Below are 15,942 nucleotides of genomic sequence, written 5' to 3'. Positions count from 1 at the left end.
AAAAGAATTATACTGTCTCACCTTTATATAAAACTCCCTTTTACTACAACTTTTTATCCCAATATACAACAAAAATAAGGCTTTTTATAAGCTAGAACATAAATAGGTGAACATACATAAAATAATATGGATAATGGAGCCATAACATGAATGGATTATTTTTTATTATTAACATCAAAGCTGGTCATGGAAAATCGATGAGAACATGGAAAAAAATAAAAAAAGAACTTGAAAAAAGAAAAATTTCTTATCGATCATTTTATACAGAGTACGCTGGACATGCAGAAGTTCTTGTTAGACAGATTGCTACGATCCAAAATTATCGTTTGAAAACGATTATAGGCATTGGTGGAGATGGCACTATTAATGAGATCGTTAACGGATTAAATCCATTAAATAAAGTTCAAATAGGATTTATTTACGCAGGAAGTGGAAAAAATTCTTCTAGAGGAACAAAGATCCCATCAAACTCAGTTAGGGCATTAACGTATTTAATGAAGCAATTTACTAAATCCGAAGTAACTATTGATCTTGGAGACTTTCATATAGAAAAGAAAGGGTCTAGCAGATCTTTTATTAATCGTCTTGGACTTGGGTTAAATGCGGAATTAGTAGATACAAAAGCAAAAACATTAGATAATAAAAATAATTCGATTTTTATAAGGCATGTTAGGTTTATGACAAGCTCAATAAAGGTACTATGGAATTATCAACCTTTCACAATAAATATGACTGTTGATGGTGAGCTTGCTAGTTATGAAAATGTATGGTTTGTAACGATTTCCAATCGACCTAATACAGAATGGAATTTGCTCTTATCACCAAATGCTATTTCAACAGATGGAAATATCGATATAGCGATTGTTAGTGAAATGAATAGATTGAAACTTCTCATCCTCCTATTTTTCCCTATCTTTAGTAAAAGTTTTAAGGGAAATGCAATAAAGGAATTAATCTGTAAAGAAATATCAGCTAATGCTGAATCAAATGTACTAATACATGCTGATGGTGATGTAGTTGGTGAATGTCCTGTTAAGATATCTGTAAAAAAATCACATACATCAATTATTATTTAAGGGAAGCCGCTAAAATAGAAGTTTTTCAACTGGTGAATAAATTATAAAAAAAATGAAAAGAAACTCTCGTCTGGGAGGTCGTTAATTTGTTAAGTATAAATAGGCCGTTTGAAGCGTTTTTAGATACTATGGATGAAATAACGATTCTTATACCAATCGACCAAGATTGTGATCATAAATTGTTTCAATTAAATTTAGAAGATTATAGTGAAAACTTATTAATAAAAGAAAAGATTTTTATTGAAGGTTATAGAAAATATATATGTCAGCCAGCGTGTACTATTGAATTTGGAAAAACGTATAACATTACTGATGAAGCTGGATTGGAGACAGATCTACAAATAGGGGCAGTCATTCGATCAAGTGAATTTGACAAATTGTTTTACTATGAAGGTAATGATTTAGGTGTTTTATATTCAATAGATAAAATATTCTTTAAAGTATGGGCTCCTACTGCAACTTATGTAAAACTTAGGCTTTATGATCAGCAAAATAATGAATATGGAACTTATGACATGATACGTGGTGAAAAAGGGACTTGGTCCATTGAGCTTAACGGTGATTATGAATATATCCAGTATACGTATCTTGCTTGTGTGAATTTAATTTGGAACGAAGTAGTTGATCCTTATGCAATCGCTGTATCAATAAATGGGGTACATGGAGTTATTATTGATAAAGAAAAAACAGCGGTTAAGAAAATAAATACCTCTTCCGTTCAAAATAAAACTGACGCAATCATTTATGAAGCTCATATTAGAGATTTCTCAATACATGAGGATAGTGGAATGGTAGACAAGGGGAAATATGAAGCATGGTTGAAATCAGACACAAAAAATAGCTTAGGTGATTCAACAGGTCTTTCATATTTGACAGAGCTTGGAGTCACACATATTGAGTTGTTACCTATAAACGACTTTGAGGAAGTTGACGAAAAAGCCCCCTTAGATTCGTATAACTGGGGTTATAATCCACTCCATTTTTTTGCGCCAGAAGGAAGTTATTCAAAAGATCCGAAGAATCCTTACAAGCGAATAATTGAAGTGAAAAAATTCATTCAAAAACTTCATGAAAATGGTCTTAAAGTTATTATAGATGTTGTTTACAACCATGTTTATTCAAAGGAAAATTCTTCTTTCGAAAAATTGTTACCAGGTTATTATTTTAGACATGATGAAAATGGGTTCGCCTCTAATGGCACTGGTGTAGGAAATGATCTTGCTTCAGAACGTAAAATGGTAAGAAAGTTTATTATTGATTGCACTAAATATTGGTTAGAAGAATATGACATCGATGGTTTTCGGTTCGATTTAATGGGGATTATGGATATTGACACAATGAAAGAGTTACAAAACAACATTTCTTTAATCAAAAAAGATGCTTTTTTACTTGGTGAAGGCTGGGATTTAAATACACCATTATCAGCTGATAAAAAAACAACAATTGCTAACGGAAATGCAATACCCAAAATCAGCTTTTTTAATGATCAATTTCGAGATGTGGTAAAAGGTAGCACGTTTAGTGTGAAAGATTGTGGCTTTGTATACACTAACTTGGAAAAAAATGAACAAATGAAAAATTTAATAAGTGGATCGGCAAATATGTTTGAAGATCCTCATCAATCAATCAACTATGTTGAATCACATGATAACCATACAATGTGGGATCGTTTTCAGTTATATGCGCCTGATGAAAATATCATGGTAAGGAAGGCTAGACATCGTTTGGCAACTAGTTTAGTCCTTCTTTCACAAGGGGTTCCTTTTATCCATGCAGCTCAAGAATTTTTCAGATCTAAACAAGGTGTTGAAAATAGTTATAATTCATCAGACGAAATTAATTGGATTAATTGGACTGATCGATCAACACATAAAGACAATGTTGAGTATATAAAAGGTTTAATCCAACTTAGAAAGCACCATGGAGCTTTTCGTTTACCATCTTCTTCTTTAATTAAGGAGCATTTAATTTTTGATAACCAGGAACCAGAGTTAATTTGTTATCTCTTACAAAATGTAAAAAGCTATGGTCCTTGGAATGATATATATGTTGTACACAATAACCATTTAGATGCTTCTTATTCGATTGAACTACCTGTTTCTTACGGCTGGAAAGAAATCGCAAATCCTCATGAGGTACGAATAAATAATCCTATTAAAGTAGAAAAACAAGTAGATATTAAGGAGTTAGGGACGTATGTTTTTTGTAAACAGTAGAATGTGTAACAATCGTTCCTTCATGTATATAGGTTTAGGTGACACATTGAAGTGTTATTCATGAGGGTTTTATCTATTTAGTCGTTTTTCCTTGAACGGATTTCACCTAAAAAAAGAAAAGAACCTTGAAAAAAGTGGGATTTCTACTTTTACTTGACTAAGGTTATAATTTGGAGATAAAATTTAATAGGATGGCTATAGTGTTTATTCTATAATCACTATTAGCTATCTTTTTTATTTCAAGAAAAAAGTACATTTTGATGAGTTATTTTTGTTTATTTTAGACAACTTATAATTATTAAGTGTAAATTCTGTTGCGCTTTTTATCAATGAAAGTTACTATATTTTTTGGACTACATTTTTAATCGGAAAAATTTAAAAGAAATTGAAGTTTAATAATATAGATTAGGTTTTTAAAATGGCTGTTTTCTTAGAAGATTGTTGATTTTTAAAGGTATTATAGAAGTGAAGTGGAGCGATTTTGTTCTACCTAACAATTTAAAAAACAGCAAAGTATGTAAAACAGCCTTGAACATAAATATAAAATATAATATATAAGTTTTTTTACTTGATGTTTTAGAGTCTAGTTCAAGCGCCTTTGTGTGACTGTGAAATGTAAAGTATTCATTAAATATTGTGATACAAATGTAGATGCTTGTGCTTTTCAAATACTTATATGAAATGTTGGGTTGAAATTGAAGGTGAACTGGTTGGAAGAAGTATTAGGTAGCGAGTGGAAAATTACACCTGCTGGTGGTGCAACAGGTGATGCATATTTTGCAACAAAAGATGAACAGCAGCTTTTTCTTAAGCGAAACAGTTCTCCATTTTTAGCTGTGCTCTCTGCTGAAGGAATTGTGCCAAAATTAGTTTGGACGAAGCGAATGGAAAATGGAGATGTTATTACCGCTCAGCATCGTCTTATTGGGAGAGAACTAAAAGCGAAAGATATGCATGGTCAGCATGTTGCTGAACTTCTTCGGAAAATTCATCGCTCAAAAGAGCTATTGGATATGTTAAAACGATTAGGGAAGCAACCGCTAACTCCTAATTCCATTATTGAAGATATAAAGCAAGCGGTTGTTTTCGAGAAAATAGCCGTTCCTGAAATAACAGAGGCAATTGACATGTTAATTAATCAATTGCCAGATGTTCAATGTAATGATCAGGTTGTATGTCATTGTGATGTGAACCATAATAATTGGTTAATCTCTGATGAAAATCAGTTATATTTAATTGATTGGGATGGAGCAATGATTGCTGATCCTGCTATTGACATAGGTATACTATTATATTGGTATATTGATGAAGCAGATTGGAAAGAGTGGCTTTCATCATATGGATTAGAACTTAATTTTAACTTGAAAACAAGAATATATTGGTATGTGCTACTTCAAGCACTAACATCCTTTTTATGGTACCATGCCAAAAATAATAACAAGGAAATGCATAATTGGATCGAGCATATTTCAGTCATTATCAAAAAGATAAAAATAGATTCTCAAGAATAAGTGTTGATATTCTCGACCCATTGAGATAATTGATCTTGATGTGATTGGATATGATGATCCAGTTCTTTCGAGTTTTTACCTGATTGACTATAAGTATAAATTTCTTCAAGCATATTCTTTACATTAGGAGTAGTGTTAGAGTTAACCATAAGTGACTTTATAACTCTCTCAAGTTGTTCACACTCTGCTACTGTTCCACAGCATTCGCTTTGATGCTCTGATAAGATATCTTTTAATAAACTTACTTGATCATGATACTGAATTGGCAAAATAAACACTCCTTTTCATAAAACGATTTAACTATAATTTGTCATTACTTGAGTAAAAATATACGATATATCGCTTGTTGTAGAAAATAGAGGTAGACTATAGAGTCTGCCTCTATTTTTATTGTTTATGCGTTGGTTGTTTTTTACGTTTTAAGAAGGAAAATTTAATTAAATGATGCTATCTATTTTTTATTTCTTGTTTCAAATTAAGCTATTTTTAACATTTTTTCATACTTGCGAACAAGTAACTTTCATGGTATCTTTTAGAACGATAATAATTCGATAGAGGTGTCTTCATGCGTTTACGTCATAAACCTTGGGCAAATGATTTTATAACAGAACATTCTCAATATGCCATATCAAATCCAGAGCAATATAAAGGAAGATGGCATGAGGTTTTCGGTAATCATAACCCCATTCATATTGAAGTTGGAACTGGTAAAGGTCAATTTTTAGCGGGTATGTCTCAACAGCATCCAGATATAAATTATATAGGCATTGAGCTTTTTGATAGTATTATAGTTGCTGCCATTCAGAAAGCAGTTGATTTACAACTTTCAAACTTGAAACTTCTTAATGTTAATGCAAAAGATTTAACAGATTATTTTGATCAAAATGAAGTTCAGAGAGTATATTTAAACTTTTCAGATCCATGGCCAAAAGCTCGCCATACAAAAAGAAGGTTAACATACAAGGAATTTTTATCTTTATACGAGAAAATTCTCATTAAAGGTGGAGAAATTCATTTCAAGACAGATAACCAAGGCCTATTTGAGTATTCATTGATCAGTTTTTCAGAATATGGTTTACGCTTGAAATTCATTTGCTTAGATCTTCATCAAAGTGATTTTGAAGGAAATATTATGACTGAATATGAAGAGAAATTCTCTGGAAAAGGTCAAAGAATATATCGAGTCGAAGCAAAATATATGAATGAAGATAGATAATTTTTGAAGGGAAATAGTAGATTTTACTGTTTTCCTTTTTTGTTGTTGTTTTTTATCCAGTTAAGGCTACAGGATGATACTAGGTTAAGTGAGAAATCATTAGAATGACTATTATCTCCTTACCATCATAGAATATAGTTATGATAAAATAATATATGGGGAGGGATTTATATGGAAACACTTCATATTGGTCAAACGAAGATTACTTGGTTAAATGGTGGAGTAACATTTCTTGATGGGGGAGCAATGTTCGGAGTTGTACCAAAGCCATTATGGTCAAAAAAATATCCGGTAAATGATAAAAACCAAATTGAACTAAGAACAGATCCATTGCTTATACAAAAAGATGGGTATAATATTTTAATTGAAACAGGTGTTGGAACTGGAAAGTTTAGTGAAAAACAATTAAAAAATTATGGTGTAAAAGAAGAATCAAGCGTAGAGAATTCTCTAATGACATTAGGCTTTGAAGTAGAAGATATACACTATGTTCTTATGACCCATATGCATTTTGATCATGCTTGTGGGTTAACAAAGAGGGAAAATGATCAGTGGCGATCTGTGTTTCCAAAAGCAAAAATTATCACGTCTCTCACTGAATGGGAAGAAATGAAAAATCCGAATATCCGCTCACGTAATACATATTGGAAAGAAAATTGGCAAGCTATTCAACATCAAGTTGAAACATTTGAAACGTCAATCTCAATTATGGAAGGTATTGAGATGCATCATACTGGGGGACATAGTGATGGACATAGCGTAGTAGTGGTCCAGGATGGGCAAGATATAGTTGTTCATATGGCGGATTTAATGCCAACTCACGCTCATAAAAATCCTTTATGGGTACTTGCGTATGATGACTACCCAATGACATCTATTGAAAACAAAGAAAAGTGGTTGAAGTTTGGTGTATCTCAAAATGCATGGTTTACATTTTATCATGATGCATTTTATCGAGGAATAAAATGGGATGAAGAGGGAAATATTTTGGAGAAAGTTGAACGTGATCGATCATAGAATATGTGAAGTGGGGATGTTATAGAGTTAGTTACCATCCCCACGGTTCATTATAGTTTCTCAACGTGCACAATAACACCGGTATAGACATCAACTCATTATAGTTTCTCAACGTGCACAATAACACCGGTATAGACATCAACATATGCTTCATACTGTTCAAGCTGATTTTCTATCGTACGAGAAATTCCAGCTTTGTAAACTTCATATGTCAAATGTTCATTTGAATAGGATTCAGGGATTGTGTATATCCAAGAGCCATCAATAGGTCCTTTTTCTTTGAAGGCTTTTTTTACTATTGCTAGTGCTTTCTCAGAAGATATTTTTGTTCTTTCCACTTGTTTCTTTACTAAATATGTACTTGCAATACCAAGTCCTAAGCCTAAAATAAAATATTTACCTTTCATTCATTTCACCCCTTGAGTTTTGGTCATGTTAAGTTCATGCTTTTTAGCACATTTGTTGATCGATTTTAACACAGCCTAAGTTATATAAAACATAGTTGGTCATAAACATTCTTTAAAGTGTATCTGTTTGTTAGAGTACAAATTACATTATATCATGTTAAGAGAAACCATTTGAATGACACATTTGTTAAGAAAGTAAAATGTTGCTGCATCCTATTTTAAAACATAACATTCCTAATATACATATTTGAAATGAGGGTTAATAATGAATAAAGAAACGTTAAACATGTTTAAAACATTAACAGAATTACCTGGTGCTCCTGGTAACGAACATCAAGTTAGGAATTTTATGAAGCAGGAGCTCGAACAAGTATCAGATGAAATTGTTCAAGATAAACTAGGCAGTGTTTTTGGAGTAAGACGAGGCAATCTAGAAGACCCAACAATTATGGTTGCAGGGCATATGGATGAAGTTGGATTTATGGTAACAGCAATTACAGACAATGGGATGCTTCGTTTTCAACCACTTGGTGGATGGTGGAGTCAGGTTTTATTAGCTCAAAGGGTCCAAATCATTACAGACAATGGTCCAGTAATCGGTGTGATTGGGTCAATTCCTCCTCATTTGTTAAGTGAAGGACAACGTTCCAAGCCAATGGAAATGAAAAATATGTTAATTGATATTGGTGCAGATAATAAAGATGACGCAAAACAAATTGGGATAAAGCCTGGTCAGCAAATTGTGCCAATGTGTGATTTTACACCGATGGCTAACCCAAAGAAGATTTTGGCAAAAGCTTGGGATAATCGTTATGGTTGTGGTTTGGCCATTGAATTGTTAAAAGAGTTAAAGGATGAGACGTTACCACATACATTATATTCTGGAGCAACTGTTCAAGAAGAAGTTGGTTTACGAGGAGCACAAACTGCTGCAAATATGATTAATCCGGACCTCTTTTTTGCATTAGATGCAGGACCTGCTAATGATATGAGTGGAGATAAAAAAGAATTTGGACATTTAGGCAAAGGAGCGGTACTTAGAATCTTAGATCGTTCAATGGTCACACATCGAGGCTTAAGAGAATTTGTATTAGATTTGGCTGAAACTCATAGCATCCCATACCAATATTTTGTGTCACAAGGTGGAACAGATGCTGGTAGAGTTCATGTTTCAAATCAGGGTGTTCCATCAATTGTAATTGGTGTTTGTTCCCGTTATATCCATACTTCTGGTTCGATTATGCACGTAGAAGATTATGCTGCAGCGAAAGAGCTTTTAGTGCGTCTAGTTAGATCTTGTGATGCATCAACAGTTAAAACAATTAAAGATCACTCTTAATGATATAGAAAAAATACTATATGTAATAAACTCAGGAATGGAAGTTAATATTTTGACAGGAGTAGTAAAATGATCATTGCAATAGGGACAAAAAATCCAACAAAAGTTAATGCTGTTACAACCGCATTTTCTCAACATCTAAAAGGAGATTTTATTTCAGTTGATGTTCCATCCAATGTGTCTGACCAGCCTTTATCTGACAATGAAACAATGTCTGGAGCTATTAATCGTGCAAAAAATGCACGTGATGCAGAGAACTCAGATATTGGCGTTGGCTTAGAAGGGGGACTTGTGAAAACTGATTTTGGATATTTTTTATGTAACTGGGGTGCCGTTGTTGATAAACACTTGCAACCTATTGTTGCAGGTGGAGCAAGAATTATTATTCCTAATGAAATAGGAGATCTTGTTTTTAATGGTCTTGAGTTAGGTGATGTTATGGATCAGTATGTGAAAAAACATAATGTCCGTCAAAAAGAAGGAGCAATAGGTATATTTACTAATGGTCTAGTAGATCGCACAAAAATGTTTACAGAGCTATCAAACCTGTTAATAGGACAGTATTTATATAAAACTAAAGTGATAAAATAAAAAGAGGTTGGGACATAAGTATTTAACAAAATAGAAACCGAACAATGGTTGAAGGTGTACGTCGCTCCTGAAATATACTCCGCTTTCCGCGGAAAGCCGGCAAGCCTCCTCGTGTTATTCACTGTGGGGTTTAGCCGATCCTCTGTTTCCCGCAGGAGTCTACGTATATTTCATCCGCTTAGCTATTACATTGTTCGGAATTTTTGCTAATTACTACGTAGTGTCCCAACCTCTTCTCTATGATGAAATGTTATTTTTATTCTACTTAATTTTATAAAGTCTTACAAAGTAAGGATCTTTTCTGAAAGATTGTTGCTAAATATAATTTTTCTGTTAGAAGGTAGTGTTTTGTCATATAAAAGGAACAAACTGTAGAAGAAAAGATCCCACTAGGAGGCTGGGACATAAGGTATTTAAGCAAATGATAAACCCGAAATATTAGGAGATATTTCATTTAATTATTCACCTAATTTATCTGGTTTTTATTTTGCTGTCTTCAATTTAGATTTTTTAATTTTGCATACTATTTTTAAGATCTAGTGGAATGGAGCGGAAGACATTTGACTCCTGCGGGTGCAGAGGAAAGGCTCAAGACCCCACAGGCGCGCAGCTTACGAGGAGGCTTAGCTTCCTCCCCGGCGAATCTTATGTCTGCAGCGCAATGGAACGAACTTGTTTTTTAGCTGAATTTAGATTTATTCGTCTTTTTGTATGACATCTTTAAATTTGTCCCAGCCTCTGTTTCCATCAGGATTCTACAAACATCAAAGTTTACGAAATAAAGCCTAATTTAAAAAGGCTCTGATCGTTGGGGGAGCCATTCAGCGAGAAAAGGAGGTAATCCTTTGTCTGTTGCAAGTGTAGTATGGCCTCCATTGACGAGTGAAAAAGTTTTATCTTTACTAGAAACAAAATCAATGACTCGAATGTTTTGCTCTTTTACGACAAGTTGATCTAAGTCAGTCGAAATAACTAGAAGATTTGCATGGATATTTTTTAAGTCTGCTTTTTTATTATGAATGTAAAGTCCACCATCAATCAATTTATTTTCTTTTCCTAATTCATTGATAAGTTCATTCATTGCCGCACCTGTAAAAGGAATATATCCATTTGTCCACTTATTTAGTCGTTTCCATTTAGCTACATACTCTTCATCATACGCTTTATTTAATAAGGAGAGGTACGGACTAAAATAGAAAGGACTTGTAACCATTCTCATTCCGGCTTTAATCATGCTTGCTGGAATAATCCCAGTTGTCTCTAATAACTTATTAGGATCTAAATTTCCTTCTTTGTTTGCTTGTGCTAACTTATCAAAGAAAGGAGTTGTTTGAAAATCTATAGGAGACACGGATAAAATTAAGTTTTTTATAGGCTCCTCAGCAATTGTTGCATACATCGTAGCAAGTGTTCCACCAAGACAATATCCAATAATTGTTACTGCTTCTGCATTAGAATGGCGAAGTGTTCTTTTTACTGCTTTTTGAATATAATTCACAACATAGTCACTAGCCGTTATATCTTTATCCTCATAGCCAGGAATCCCAAAATCAAGCAAATACACATCAAAGCCATTTTCCGTAAAGCTTTCAATCATGCTATTACCTGGTGCCAAATCCAATATAAAAGGCTTGTTAACTAATGAATAAATGAGAACTAATGGAATATTGTATTTTTTATTTGATGAAGGATAATACCATAAAGTTGCTTTGTTTTTTTTCCATACAGCACTTCGTGGTGTAAATCCGACTTCAATATCAGGATTAGCTATTGTTTTGAAAAAACCTTTCCATCTCTTTATTTCCTGTTCTAGATTATAATCAGGACTGAGATCAGATTTATCCATGATTAGAAGAACCTCTATTTTTAGCAATCTTTTCCTTCAAAAGTTTAGTAAGAAGATGATTTACTTCACTGAAGTCAACATTTGTTGTTGGTTGTAAAAGTTGATCTAGTATCTCTTTTTTTATGTTAGCCATATTTGAATTTGCAGTCTTCCCTTTTTGCTTATAACAGATTGAGTGCTTTGCTGTCGTTTCTGTGACAACATCTTTAATGTCATGAAGTTTTTTACAAACCTTTCTATTTAGATGTACATGTTTATTTTTCCAAGTCTTTTTTCCTTTATGATAGATTGGTTTCATGTAATTTGTTACATTCGTAGCTTTTTTGTCTATTTCCATTTTAAGTTCTCTTAATAAATTTACTGCTTCTTTAATATCATCCTCAATATCATCCAATTTGTCCTCAGATTGTACGATTAGCTTACCAAGTCTTCCAACATCTTTTTTTGTAGGAAGATTGAGTTGTGCAGACACCTGTTCAACATATTCTTGAATGGCCTCACTAATTTGTGCAATTACTTTTCCTCCTGAATTCATTGCCATAGCAACATCTTCATTATTAAGATGATCTTTAATAGAATTGTTTAACGTATGTTCTAGTTTGAAACCAATTTGCTTAACTAATTTAAAAACATCTGTCGTTTTTTTACTCATTTTAATTTATTCCTCCCTATTATCACTTTTGTTCAAATAAAATAGCTATAAACTGCTAGTTTTTTTAACACGAGCAGCCTTTTTCTATAGTATAGGAAGAAATAATAGAATGAGTGTCAAAAATGATATGAACACCCTTGCCTTTTTTAAAAAATGCGGTTAGCTTAAAAGATTTTTTAAAAAACTGTATTGATTAGGCCTAGGAATTAAAAAAGTCATTGTTTCTTCTGCATATCGAGGCCCCCTCATGAGTCACACTGTGAAACGATTCTATAAGGAGGAGTCTCATGGATCAAAATCCATTCTTAAATATATATATAACTCACAATAAGCTAACATCGCTTTACTTTTAGAAGTATCGAGAGTTAAGAAGGAAGATTAAGAAGATTACATAGGGAAATCTTCTAATTTTATTAGGCTGTTTTCGCAAACCTTGTTGCTTTTAAATACCTGAAGCAAACAGTACTGTATTAAGTACTAGTGGCATCTTTTCTTAAAAACAGTACCTTTATGGTGAAAAAACACTGTTTTCACCATGATTTTTGGTTACATAGCAACAATCGTTCAGAAAAGAGCCTTTTATTAAGATCTGGTGATAACAACTAATCACTTCTATATGAATTGAATATGATACAGTTATTCATATTTTTAAGAGGGAGTGATTTTGCACTTTGCAGAAAAAACAATTAAAAGAGTTATTCAATGATTATGGGTATGATAGAGTATTTAATAATATTGAAGAATGTTTAATTCAATTTGGTATGATTGAAAAAATAGATCAAGAAAGTATGGAGGCATTTTTTTATTTTTTTGAAATGGATGAGGTTATGTCAGGTGAACAATTTGTGACACTATACTGTATGTTTAAAACATTTTATGAAAAGGAAAAATTCCCTATTATCTTCTAAGAAATTTGAGATAGACCTTAAGATGCTATTTTTTGGGGTTATTATTTAAAAAGGAACCACTAGGTAAACCATCACCTAGCAGTTCCTTTTTTGCTTTATAGGACCAATGCACTGCCCGAGGCGTTTGTATTGAGTTTATTCTACTAAATAAGATAGTACCTCGAGTGCTTGTTGAACATTCTCAACAGTTACATTCGCTTTGTTAGATAGTTCTTTTAAAGGATGGTGGAGTTGTTCAGGTCGAACAATGATGAGTGGCTTGTTTAAGGTAATTGCTGAGCTTGCATCCATTGCAGTATTCCACTGCTTATATTTTTCACCAAATAAGGCTATCACAATATCTGATTTATTCATGAGGACACTAGTTCTAAAGTTATTAATTCCTGAAGCCATATCATCTTTTATAATAGAGTTAGGTTGCTTGCCTAGGATGTTTTCACCTATAGAATCAGATAAATCATGATTTTCCATCGGACCAACAAATTGAAATGGAAGATTTCGATTTGTTGCTTCTTGTTTTATCTGTTCACGCCAATTTGTATGTATTTCACCAGCTAAGTAAACAATAAATTCCATAAAACCCCTCCTATATCAGTATACTTCAATCTTATCATATTTTTTATGATAAACTGTGTTTTTATCATCTACTTTATCTTGCTAATGCAAAATGGAAAGGGTTATGATAAAAGAGGTTCTATTTTCCTATAACAATGTGAATACTAAATTGTACTGATATAAAAATAACCAATAGATTTACTATCAGTTTCTTGAGGGGGAATTCTTGTGAAAATACATATGCTTATTTTGAGTCTTTGTTTCATTTTCACTTTAGCAGGCTGTAACATATCTGATGAGGACTTAACGAAAGCAACGATAAACCAGACTAAGCTAGCTTTTGAAGAACAACCTAAGAAACCAAATAAAAAAACAGACCTTTTTTCATATTATGTACCTAAAGAATTTGAAATAAAGGAAACGAATAAATATAATGTGTTACTTGAAAAAGGCAAACAAAGCTATATTTTATTTGTTAATCTAAATGAAAAAACAAATAGTAAAGTGTCTTATGAAGCTTTATCAAGTCAATATAAAAATCCCTTTATATTAAAATCATTCGAAAGTAATGGCAAATTTGGATATTTGTTTGTTGATAAAATCGATAAAAATAAATATGAAGTGACAGTAGGAATTGGTGGTACTAAATTAACAACTGAATCCAATGCAATAAATATTGAAGAAGATGTGCAAAATATGATGTACATTGTAAATTCAGTTATGAAGTAGAAAAAGTGGCTAAAATATAATTATTTAGGATAATAATATAACCCGAATTATTAGGATGTTTCAATTAATCTTTCGCCTAATTGTTCGGGTCTTTATTTTCTGACTGCAATATTTTTTTGGTTTTGCCTACTATTTTAAAGAGCTAGTGGAAAGGAGCCGGTGACAATAAGGCTTCTGGAAGTAGAGGAAGAGCTGAGACCTAAGTAGGCATAATGAGAGAGGATATATTTAGTGTACAAAGAGTAGAAACAGATTAATTCAGACTTATTTCTAGTTCGCTAAAAGCTTGTAAACTGGAAACGCTACTTGTAATCATATACACTATATATGTTTAATAAAATGCTCTTTTCTGAAAGATTGTTGCTAATTGACCTAATTATGCAGTGTAAACATTGTTGTTAAAGCAAAATAGGTACTATACTATGAAGAAAAGATGCCATTATGCTTTATATAGTGCTGTTTACTTGGAGTTGTTAAAGCTACAAAGTTTACGAAAACAGCCTTAATAAAAGATCACAAATATAAATTAACTAACGAATTGGAATGAACTAATCATACGTTCAACTTTTATATTTTAGCTATTTGGAGGTTTTTTTGATGAAAAAATTAGAATCACTTGAGGAATATAAACAAATTATTAAGGAACAAAAAACTATATTAATGTTTTCAGCAGATTGGTGTCCAGATTGTCGTATCATAGAACCTGTGTTACCGGAAATAGAGGAAGAAAACGCTGAATTCACTTTTTATTATGTGGATCGAGATGAATTTATTGAATTATGCCAAGAGTTAGATGTATATGGAATTCCTAGTTTTGTTGCATTTCATGAAGGAAAAGAAATCGGTCGATTTGTAAATAAAGATAGAAAAACAAAGGAACAAATTCAAAGCTTTATTGATGAAGTTAAAAAGTAAGTTTTATAAAAAGCGCACAACATCCAGCTTTAGCACTAGCAGCTGAATTTGTATAAGTCAGATACTTATCTGTCTTATGTCTTGTCGGATTTGAGCAAGGGGCTTGCGCTTTTCTTAGAGGAGGAAATGAAATTGAAGATGACTTCTAGGAAGTTAGTTGAGTTATTAAAGGAAAAGCTTGCGAAACCAGAGTGGCAATTTGATTTTGATCGTGAGAAAGATACTTTACGAGTGGAGGATTTCCATTCAAATAAAGGTGTTACACTATCTTTACCAAGAATTATATCAAAATGGGAGAATACAAAGGAAAAAGCTATTGATGAAGTTGTGTATTATGTAAAAGAAGCACTTGTAGTTATGAATGAAGAGCAGGAGATAACTGGAAAGGAAAAATCTGTTTTTCCTGTTATTCGTTCAACTTCGTTTCCCTCTGAAAGCAATGAGGGAAATAAATTATTCTACAGTGAACATACAGCAGAAACAAGAATTTATTATGCTCTTGACCTTGGGAAAACCTACCGATTGATTGATGAAAAAATGATGGAAAAAGAAGGATGGACAAAAGAGCAGTTAAAGGAAATTGCGTTGTTTAATGTTAGGTCATTAAATACGACTGTTAAGGAAGATGTTGTTGCTGGAAATGTATTTTACTTTCTTAATGCAAACGATGGATATGATGCAAGTAGGATCTTAAATGAAAGTCTACTGCAATCATTTGAAGAAAAAATTGAAGGTCAAATGGCAGTAGCAGTGCCACACCAGGATGTACTTCTAATTGTGGACGTAAGAAATGAAACAGGCTTTGATATATTGGCACAGTTAACAATGAGTTTCTTTGCAAGTGGAACCATACCAATTACTGCATTATCTTTTTTGTACGAAGAAAAGAAGTTAGAACCGATTTTCATTTTAGGTAAAAATAAACCACATAATAGCTAATTTGGTTGAAAATGCCTTGCTTTTG

16 protein-coding genes are annotated in these 15,942 nt (G+C 32.5%); 11 read left to right on the top strand and 5 right to left on the bottom strand.

The window, feature by feature from the left end; genetic code table 11:
• Nucleotides 1-146: 146 nt before the first annotated feature.
• The 3 genes from LC076_RS16455 (at nucleotide 147) to LC076_RS16445 (ending at nucleotide 4,803) form a co-directional block, all read left to right on the top strand.
• Nucleotides 147-1,076, top strand: coding sequence for a YegS/Rv2252/BmrU family lipid kinase (locus LC076_RS16455; protein ID WP_226670197.1), 930 nt, complete (start codon nucleotides 147-149; stop codon nucleotides 1,074-1,076).
• 86 nt (nucleotides 1,077-1,162) lie between these two features.
• Nucleotides 1,163-3,292 (top strand): type I pullulanase, encoded by a 2,130-nt coding sequence (pulA, locus tag LC076_RS16450; RefSeq protein WP_226670196.1) that lies wholly within the window; start codon nucleotides 1,163-1,165, stop codon nucleotides 3,290-3,292.
• A gap of 701 nt (nucleotides 3,293-3,993) precedes the next feature.
• A complete protein-coding gene (locus tag LC076_RS16445) occupies nucleotides 3,994-4,803 on the top strand; it encodes a phosphotransferase family protein (RefSeq protein WP_413466003.1) in 810 nt (269 codons plus the stop codon).
• On the opposite strand, the gene LC076_RS16440 is transcribed toward LC076_RS16445, so the two are convergent.
• Entirely contained in the window at nucleotides 4,794-5,072 is a 279-nt protein-coding gene (locus LC076_RS16440) for a YtzH-like family protein (protein ID WP_226670194.1), read from the bottom strand. The genes LC076_RS16445 and LC076_RS16440 overlap by 10 nt on opposite strands.
• Nucleotides 5,073-5,368: 296 nt before the next feature.
• Between LC076_RS16440 and trmB the strand changes: the two genes are divergently transcribed.
• Nucleotides 5,369-6,019 carry a tRNA (guanosine(46)-N7)-methyltransferase TrmB gene (trmB, locus tag LC076_RS16435; RefSeq protein WP_226670193.1) on the top strand — a complete coding sequence of 217 codons (651 nt, stop codon included), beginning with the start codon at nucleotides 5,369-5,371 and terminating at the stop codon, nucleotides 6,017-6,019.
• A gap of 171 nt (nucleotides 6,020-6,190) precedes the next feature.
• Complete coding sequence (locus tag LC076_RS16430; protein WP_226670192.1) at nucleotides 6,191-7,036, top strand: YtnP family quorum-quenching lactonase; 846 nt, start codon at nucleotides 6,191-6,193, stop codon at nucleotides 7,034-7,036.
• Between the two features lie 98 nt (nucleotides 7,037-7,134).
• Here LC076_RS16430 and LC076_RS16425 read toward each other — a convergent pair whose 3' ends face one another.
• A complete protein-coding gene (locus tag LC076_RS16425; protein ID WP_226670191.1) occupies nucleotides 7,135-7,443 on the bottom strand; it encodes a PepSY domain-containing protein in 309 nt (102 codons plus the stop codon).
• 265 nt (nucleotides 7,444-7,708) lie between these two features.
• On the opposite strand from LC076_RS16425, the gene LC076_RS16420 reads away from it, so the two are divergent.
• Nucleotides 7,709-8,782 carry a M42 family metallopeptidase gene (locus LC076_RS16420; protein WP_226670190.1) on the top strand — a complete coding sequence of 358 codons (1,074 nt, stop codon included), beginning with the start codon at nucleotides 7,709-7,711 and terminating at the stop codon, nucleotides 8,780-8,782.
• A 69-nt stretch (nucleotides 8,783-8,851) separates the two neighbouring features.
• Nucleotides 8,852-9,373 (top strand): DUF84 family protein, encoded by a 522-nt coding sequence (locus tag LC076_RS16415; RefSeq protein WP_226670189.1) that lies wholly within the window; start codon nucleotides 8,852-8,854, stop codon nucleotides 9,371-9,373.
• A 790-nt stretch (nucleotides 9,374-10,163) separates the two neighbouring features.
• On the opposite strand, the gene LC076_RS16410 is transcribed toward LC076_RS16415, so the two are convergent.
• The gene (locus tag LC076_RS16410; protein ID WP_226670188.1) at nucleotides 10,164-11,219 is read right to left on the bottom strand and encodes an alpha/beta fold hydrolase; all 1,056 of its coding nucleotides are present in this window, start codon (nucleotides 11,217-11,219) and stop codon (nucleotides 10,164-10,166) included.
• A complete protein-coding gene (locus tag LC076_RS16405) occupies nucleotides 11,212-11,871 on the bottom strand; it encodes a hypothetical protein (protein ID WP_226670187.1) in 660 nt (219 codons plus the stop codon). Before LC076_RS16405 ends, LC076_RS16410 begins: the two co-directional genes overlap by 8 nt.
• Nucleotides 11,872-12,542: 671 nt before the next feature.
• On the opposite strand from LC076_RS16405, the gene LC076_RS16400 reads away from it, so the two are divergent.
• The gene (locus LC076_RS16400; RefSeq protein WP_226670186.1) at nucleotides 12,543-12,779 is read left to right on the top strand and encodes a hypothetical protein; all 237 of its coding nucleotides are present in this window, start codon (nucleotides 12,543-12,545) and stop codon (nucleotides 12,777-12,779) included.
• A gap of 135 nt (nucleotides 12,780-12,914) precedes the next feature.
• Here LC076_RS16400 and LC076_RS16395 read toward each other — a convergent pair whose 3' ends face one another.
• The gene (locus LC076_RS16395) at nucleotides 12,915-13,355 is read right to left on the bottom strand and encodes a YtoQ family protein (protein WP_226670185.1); all 441 of its coding nucleotides are present in this window, start codon (nucleotides 13,353-13,355) and stop codon (nucleotides 12,915-12,917) included.
• A 207-nt stretch (nucleotides 13,356-13,562) separates the two neighbouring features.
• On the opposite strand from LC076_RS16395, the gene LC076_RS16390 reads away from it, so the two are divergent.
• The 3 genes from LC076_RS16390 (at nucleotide 13,563) to LC076_RS16380 (ending at nucleotide 15,917) form a co-directional block, all read left to right on the top strand.
• Entirely contained in the window at nucleotides 13,563-14,063 is a 501-nt protein-coding gene (locus tag LC076_RS16390; RefSeq protein ID WP_226670184.1) for a hypothetical protein, read from the top strand.
• A 597-nt stretch (nucleotides 14,064-14,660) separates the two neighbouring features.
• The gene (locus LC076_RS16385) at nucleotides 14,661-14,978 is read left to right on the top strand and encodes a thioredoxin family protein (protein WP_226670183.1); all 318 of its coding nucleotides are present in this window, start codon (nucleotides 14,661-14,663) and stop codon (nucleotides 14,976-14,978) included.
• Between the two features lie 132 nt (nucleotides 14,979-15,110).
• Complete coding sequence (locus tag LC076_RS16380) at nucleotides 15,111-15,917, top strand: DUF1444 domain-containing protein (protein WP_226670182.1); 807 nt, start codon at nucleotides 15,111-15,113, stop codon at nucleotides 15,915-15,917.
• The last annotated feature ends 25 nt before the right edge of the window (nucleotides 15,918-15,942 follow it).

It is taken from the genome of Metabacillus litoralis, assembly GCF_020524045.1.
GTDB lineage: Bacteria > Bacillota > Bacilli > Bacillales > Bacillaceae > Metabacillus > Metabacillus litoralis_C.
Note: the sequence above shows the minus strand (reverse complement) of the source record. Positions and strands in the feature narration are given on the sequence as shown.

What these genes read in the sequence shown, in the direction of transcription:
- LC076_RS16455 (WP_226670197.1), top strand. Translation starts at nt 147, where the DNA reads ATGAATGGATTATTTTTTATTATTAACATCAAAGCTGGTCATGGAAAA.
- trmB (WP_226670193.1), top strand. Translation starts at nt 5,369, where the DNA reads ATGCGTTTACGTCATAAACCTTGGGCAAATGATTTTATAACAGAACAT.
- LC076_RS16420 (WP_226670190.1), top strand. Translation starts at nt 7,709, where the DNA reads ATGAATAAAGAAACGTTAAACATGTTTAAAACATTAACAGAATTACCT.
- LC076_RS16410 (WP_226670188.1), bottom strand. Translation starts at nt 11,219, where the DNA reads ATGGATAAATCTGATCTCAGTCCTGATTATAATCTAGAACAGGAAATA.
- LC076_RS16405 (WP_226670187.1), bottom strand. Translation starts at nt 11,871, where the DNA reads ATGAGTAAAAAAACGACAGATGTTTTTAAATTAGTTAAGCAAATTGGT.
- LC076_RS16415 (WP_226670189.1), top strand. Translation starts at nt 8,852, where the DNA reads ATGATCATTGCAATAGGGACAAAAAATCCAACAAAAGTTAATGCTGTT.
- LC076_RS16425 (WP_226670191.1), bottom strand. Translation starts at nt 7,443, where the DNA reads ATGAAAGGTAAATATTTTATTTTAGGCTTAGGACTTGGTATTGCAAGT.
- LC076_RS16395 (WP_226670185.1), bottom strand. Translation starts at nt 13,355, where the DNA reads ATGGAATTTATTGTTTACTTAGCTGGTGAAATACATACAAATTGGCGT.
- LC076_RS16430 (WP_226670192.1), top strand. Translation starts at nt 6,191, where the DNA reads ATGGAAACACTTCATATTGGTCAAACGAAGATTACTTGGTTAAATGGT.
- LC076_RS16385 (WP_226670183.1), top strand. Translation starts at nt 14,661, where the DNA reads ATGAAAAAATTAGAATCACTTGAGGAATATAAACAAATTATTAAGGAA.